The sequence below is a fragment of the Ureibacillus sp. 179-F W5.1 NHS genome, assembly GCF_045369345.1.
Taxonomy (GTDB): Bacteria; Bacillota; Bacilli; order Bacillales_A; family Planococcaceae; genus Ureibacillus; species Ureibacillus halotolerans.
Genome location: NZ_JBIQFG010000075.1, coordinates 1 through 5614, shown reverse-complemented (window position 1 = coordinate 5614; position 5614 = coordinate 1). Strand labels below are relative to the sequence as shown.

Annotated in this window: 4 protein-coding genes and 1 pseudogene; all 5 read right to left on the bottom strand. The window is 35.2% G+C overall.

The genetic code is table 11. The features are described 5' to 3' along the window. A pseudogene (locus ACH0B5_RS17545) lies at positions 1-335 on the bottom strand (ABC transporter permease); the annotation flags it as partial. Next, complete coding sequence (locus ACH0B5_RS17540) at positions 335-1264, bottom strand: ABC transporter permease (protein ID WP_341362814.1); 930 nt, start codon at positions 1262-1264, stop codon at positions 335-337. The gene ACH0B5_RS17540 and the pseudogene ACH0B5_RS17545, both read right to left, overlap by 1 nt. A gap of 124 nt (positions 1265-1388) precedes the next feature. After that, on the bottom strand, positions 1389-3011 hold the full coding sequence (locus ACH0B5_RS17535; protein WP_406928233.1) for a peptide ABC transporter substrate-binding protein: 1623 nt from the start codon (positions 3009-3011) through the stop codon (positions 1389-1391). A gap of 570 nt (positions 3012-3581) precedes the next feature. After that, on the bottom strand, positions 3582-4496 hold the full coding sequence (locus ACH0B5_RS17530) for an ABC transporter ATP-binding protein (protein WP_341362816.1): 915 nt from the start codon (positions 4494-4496) through the stop codon (positions 3582-3584). Further along, positions 4486-5541, bottom strand: a complete 1056-nt coding sequence (locus ACH0B5_RS17525; protein WP_406928232.1) for an ABC transporter ATP-binding protein — start codon at positions 5539-5541, stop codon at positions 4486-4488. Before ACH0B5_RS17525 ends, ACH0B5_RS17530 begins: the two co-directional genes overlap by 11 nt. Positions 5542-5614 lie beyond the last annotated feature (73 nt).

The window sequence follows — 5614 nt, the reverse complement described above, 5'->3', positions numbered from 1 at the left end:
GAAATACGTGCCCCTTGCCATACACGAACGAAAATGTCTCGTCCTAAATCATCTGTACCGAACCAATGGGCAGCTGACGGTGCTGCGTTATAAATGCCTAATTGTTCCCGGTAACTATAAGGAGAGAAAATTGGTACGAAAATCGCTAGTAACGTAATAACAACTAGCGCAATTAATCCAAAAATCGCTAATTTATTTTGAGAGAAGCGAAGCACTACTTCTTTCCAAAAGGACACGGATTTATCAGCTAATTTTTCATTTTCATCCGAACGACCACCGACAATTTTAAACTTATCCGGTGAAATTTGTTCAAAAGATTGATTGTTTTGTGCCATTACTTTTTCGCTCCTTTCAATTTAATTCGTGGATCAATTACACTGTATAAAATATCAACGATTAAAACAGCGAATAATAGAATAATAGAATAGAAGACAGTAGTACCCATAATGACTGTATAGTCACGGTTTGTAATACTCGTTACGAAGTGTCTTCCTAATCCTGGGATAGCAAAGATTTGTTCAATAATGAAACTACCTGTTACAACCCCAGCTGTTAACGGTCCTAAGTAAGTAACAACCGGTAATAAAGCATTTCGTAATGTATGTTTAAATACCGTTGTCCATTTTCCAAGACCTTTAGCACGTGCCATTTTCACATAATCACTGCTATTTTGCTCCAACATACTTGAGCGAGTCAGCTTTGCAATGAAACCTGCATGGGTAATGGCAATGGCAAAGGCAGGTAAAATACTATAAATAAACCCTTTCCATCCACTTACAGGGAACATGCCTAATTTATACGCTAAAAAATATTGCATTAAACCAGCTAATATAAACGAAGGTACCGAAATACCTAAAACTGCAATGGTTGTCGCTAAATAATCCGGCCAACGGTTATGGTAAAGAGCTGCAATTACTCCTAGTAAAACCCCTAAACCAATTGATAAGATCATGGCTTCAATTCCCAATGTTAATGAAATAGGGAAACTTTCTGAGATCATATCGTTCGTTGAGCGACCCTTATATTTCATTGATTCTCCGAAATCAAACGTCACAGTATCGATTAAATAATCCTTATATTGAATGTACCAAGGATTATCTAATCCATATTTCGCATTCAGTTGTTCTTCAATTTCTGGTGGGAAATCACGTTCACTTGCAAACGGACTACCCGGAGCAAGTTGCATTAAGAAAAATGTTGCAGTTACGATAATATATAGCGCGATTAAGATATATACTAATCTTTTTAAAATATACTTTAGCAAATATGTCCCCTCCTTTTAGGATAGTTGAAAATAAAAAAGGTACAAAAGGCTGCTTTTCATCGATATTCGAATTAAGCAGCCTAAGTACTATTACATAGTAAATAGTAACTTTAAAAAATATTGATTATTTTTCAATATCTACATATTTAAGATACATGTTACCAAGTGCATCTAGTTGCATATTTTTAACGTAGTCTTTCTTCACTGAAAGATTTGTGTAGTAATAAATTGGTGCAACTGGATAATCAGCCATGATAATACTTTCAGCCTGTTTCAACAATTCAAGACGTTTAGCAGGATCTGTTTCAGTATTAGACTGTTCAAGTAATTTTGTATACTCCGCATTTTCCCAACCTGTATCATTGTTACCATTTTCCGCAGAATTGTACATTTCTAAGAATGTGTAAGCATCGTTGTAGTCAGCAATCCAACCCATACGAGCGATATTGTAATCTAAGTTAGATACTTTATCTAAGTATACTTGCCACTCTGAGTTATCAAGAGTTACATCGATACCTAGATTTGTACGCCAACCTTCTTGAATGAATTGAGCAATAGCTGCGTGAGCTTCACTTGTATTAAATGAAAGGCTTAGTTTAAGTTCACTTGGATCAGATAAACCAAGTTCTTTTAAACCTGCATCTAATGCTTTTTTCGCTTCTTCAATATCATTGTCTTTGAAGTAACCGCGATCTTCTTCGAATCCTTTAATTGCCGTAGGAACCATACCTAATGCAGGAGTTTGTTCCCCTTTTGTAACGTTATCGATTAAACCTTGACGGTCAATCGCAAGTGTTAACGCTTTACGGATGTTCGCGTTAGCTGTTGGTCCTTCTGTTGTATTAAATTTATACTCATAAATAGAAGCATAATTTGAAATGTTTAAGATTCCTTCTTCTTTATAACGATCGATTACATCTAATCCAACTGTTTGGAATGGTGAACCTAAGAAATCAATTTCACCAGCGTCAAACATTGTTGAAGCAGTTGCTTCATTTTCAACCATTGAGATATTAACTTTGCTCAGTGCAACATTTTTAGCATCCCAATAAGATTCATTTTTCTCTAAAGTGATTGAACCACTATGTTGCCAGTCCGTTAATTTAAATGGACCGTTTGTTACATAAGAATCACCAGCTTCTGCATACCAAGTTTCGTTAGCTTCTGCAGTTGCTTTATGAATTGGGTAATATGTTTTGAAAGCCGTTAACTCTAAGAAATATGGAGTTGGGTTTTCTAAAGTAACTTCTAAAGTTTTTTCATCTACTACTTTAATTCCTAAATCTTCTACTGAACCTTGTCCAAGGTTATAAGCTTGTGCCCCTTTAATTGGGTAAAGTATTGAAGCATACTCTGATGCATTTTCTGGGTTTAATGCAAATTTCCAAGCGTATTCAAAATCTTCGGCAGTAACAGGATCACCATTTGACCATTTTGCATCACGTAAAGTGAATGTATAAGTTAATTGATCATCACTTACGTCAATTTTTTCTGCAGCTGCCTCGACAACTTCACCGTCTTTGATAGTCGTTAAACCTTCAAATACGTTTTGTAAAATTGCGTTTGAAGTACTATCTGTTGCTAATTGTGGATGTAATGAAGGTGGCTCAGATGCAATGACTAAATTTAGTTCTTTTTCTTCTGATTCACTACCACTGTTTTCTTCAGAACCTCCAAAGTTACAAGCTGCTAATACTAAAGATAGAGCTAATAACATTGATAATAGTAGAAAACTATTTTTCTTCATAAAAATTCCTCCTAACTGACTAGTAATATATTTCCCATTTTTCAGTAAACTTTGCCTAGTAATTTTCATTTTTCAGAAAATATGCGCTTCAATAAATATTATATTAACAAAAAATTATTGTTAAATAAACAAAAATTTTATTTTTCTAAATAATTATTAAAAAATTCTCTGTAAACATTGTTTTTTCTTCTTTTTTTACCATTTTCTGTCTCGAATAATTCAGAATATTACAATTATAATAGTTATTATTGTTTTCTGAATATAATGAATCATTCAAATTTTTGATAATAAATTATCAGAATAATAATAATTTTCTACTATCTATCAGCGATTTTTTTAACCTTCAACTCTAGTAATTTTCTCTCAAATAAGGATGTCTTTAATACTATTTTCTTTTCAATTAAAATTAACCTATACAATTTAACGCTATTAAGTAAATTTGCCCATCATAGTCTTTTTTCTATTGAAAAAAACATAAAAAAATCATTCCTCTTTGGCAATGTATGTTTCCATACATATAACACGAAAGGAATGATTTTTTCCTTCTATATTCTTTAAAAGCTTTTTCCACTATTGTCTTTTATTCCATTTATTTATTTGACTTTCCGTTCCATAAACAAAATGTTTTGGAAGGACTTCACGAAGTTTTGCAGATTCATCTGTTTCCTCATGGACATACGGAATTCTTTCACGTACTCTTTCTGTTAGCGGATCTGGTAGCGGTACAGCGGAAAGTAACGACTTTGTATATGGATGGATTGGATTATTGTAAATCTCATCTGATTCTCCAAGCTCTACAATTTTCCCTCTATACATTACCGCGATACGATCACTTATGTACTTCACCATCGATAAATCATGGGCGATAAATAAGTACGTTAAGTTACGTTCCTTTTGTAATCTTTTCAATAAGTTGACGACTTGTGCTTGAATCGATACATCTAGAGCAGAAATCGGTTCATCGGCAATGATAAAGCTCGGATTTAAACTTAATGCCCGTGCAATTCCAATACGTTGACGTTGACCACCAGAAAACTCATGGGCATAACGGTTCGCATGCTCTCGATTTAAACCGACTGCCTCTAATAAATTTCCAATATGCTCTCGTCGCTCATTTTTATCTTTATAAAGACCATGAATGTCGAAGCCTTCACTAATTACTTCCCCGGCTGTCATACGAGGGTTTAATGAAGCGTATGGATCTTGGAAAATCATTTGCATCTCTCGGTTAAATTCTTTTAACTCTTTACGAGATTTTCCTTCGTGGATATTTTTACCTTTAAATAAAATTTCACCATCTGTTATATCGTAAAGACGGATAATAGATCTCCCCGTTGTAGATTTACCGCATCCTGATTCACCAACTAACCCTAAAGTTTCCCCTTCATATATATCAAAGCTAATACCATCTACAGCCTTTATCGGATTATTAGAAGAACCAAAATACTGTTTTAAGTTTTTTACTTCAAGCAACTTATTTACCATGATCTTGTTCCTCCTTTAAATACCCTTCTATTCTACTAGCAATTTCTTCCGGAACAGGTATTTTTGGAGCGTCCGGATGTAATAACCATGTTTTTGCATAATGAGTCTCGGATACTTGGAACATCGGCGGTTCCATTTCATAATCAATCGCCATCGCAAATTCATTACGCGGCGCAAAAGCATCTCCTTGTGGTGGATGAATTAAGTCCGGTGGTGAACCTGGAATTGTACGCAATTCTTCTTTCACGTTGTTTTTCAAGTCTGGCATTGAACCTAATAGACCCCACGTATATGGATGTTTCGGATTATAGAAAATATCATTTACTGTTCCGTACTCAACAATCTGCCCGGCATACATAACGGCTACCCTATCCGCCACATTAGCTACAACACCTAAATCGTGGGTAATGAAAATAATCGATGTTTTACTTTTCTTTTGAATATCCTTCATTAATTCTAAAATTTGGGCTTGAATCGTTACATCAAGGGCTGTTGTTGGCTCATCGGCGATCAATAATTTTGGATCCGCCGCTAACGCAATGGCAATGACAACCCGCTGGCGCATCCCACCACTAAACTCATGGGGATATTGACGGAAACGTTTCTCTGGCATTGGAATTCCTACTAACTCTAACAATTTCAACGCTCTATCCTTCGCCTCAGAACCCGAAATCTTTTTATGCTTTAAAATCACTTCTGTAATTTGTCTTCCCACTCTCATTGTAGGGTTTAGAGCTGTCATCGGATCTTGGAAAATCATCGCAATATCATTTCCTCGAACCTTTGACATTTCCTTTTCAGATAATGGTATTAAGTCCCGGCCATCTAATAATATTTGTCCACCAGCATATATACCCGGAGGCTGCGGAATGAGCTTCATAATCGCATTACTTGTGACACTTTTCCCTGATCCAGACTCTCCAACGATGGCTAACGTTTCACCTTCGTACAATTCAAAACTTACTCCCCGAACTGCTTGTACTACCCCCGCATACGTTTTAAAATTTATTTTTAAGTCCTTTACTTCTAGTAACTTTTTTGTCATCCTTTTCACCTTCTTCTATTTACGTAATTTTGGATCTAGTGCATCTCGTAATCCGTCCCCAACAGCATTGAAT

Bases quoted from the DNA above. Each gene is read 5' to 3' on its own strand.
- ACH0B5_RS17530 (WP_341362816.1), bottom strand. From the start codon at position 4,496: ATGGTAAATAAGTTGCTTGAAGTAAAAAACTTAAAACAGTATTTTGGT.
- ACH0B5_RS17535 (WP_406928233.1), bottom strand. From the start codon at position 3,011: ATGAAGAAAAATAGTTTTCTACTATTATCAATGTTATTAGCTCTATCT.
- ACH0B5_RS17525 (WP_406928232.1), bottom strand. From the start codon at position 5,541: ATGACAAAAAAGTTACTAGAAGTAAAGGACTTAAAAATAAATTTTAAA.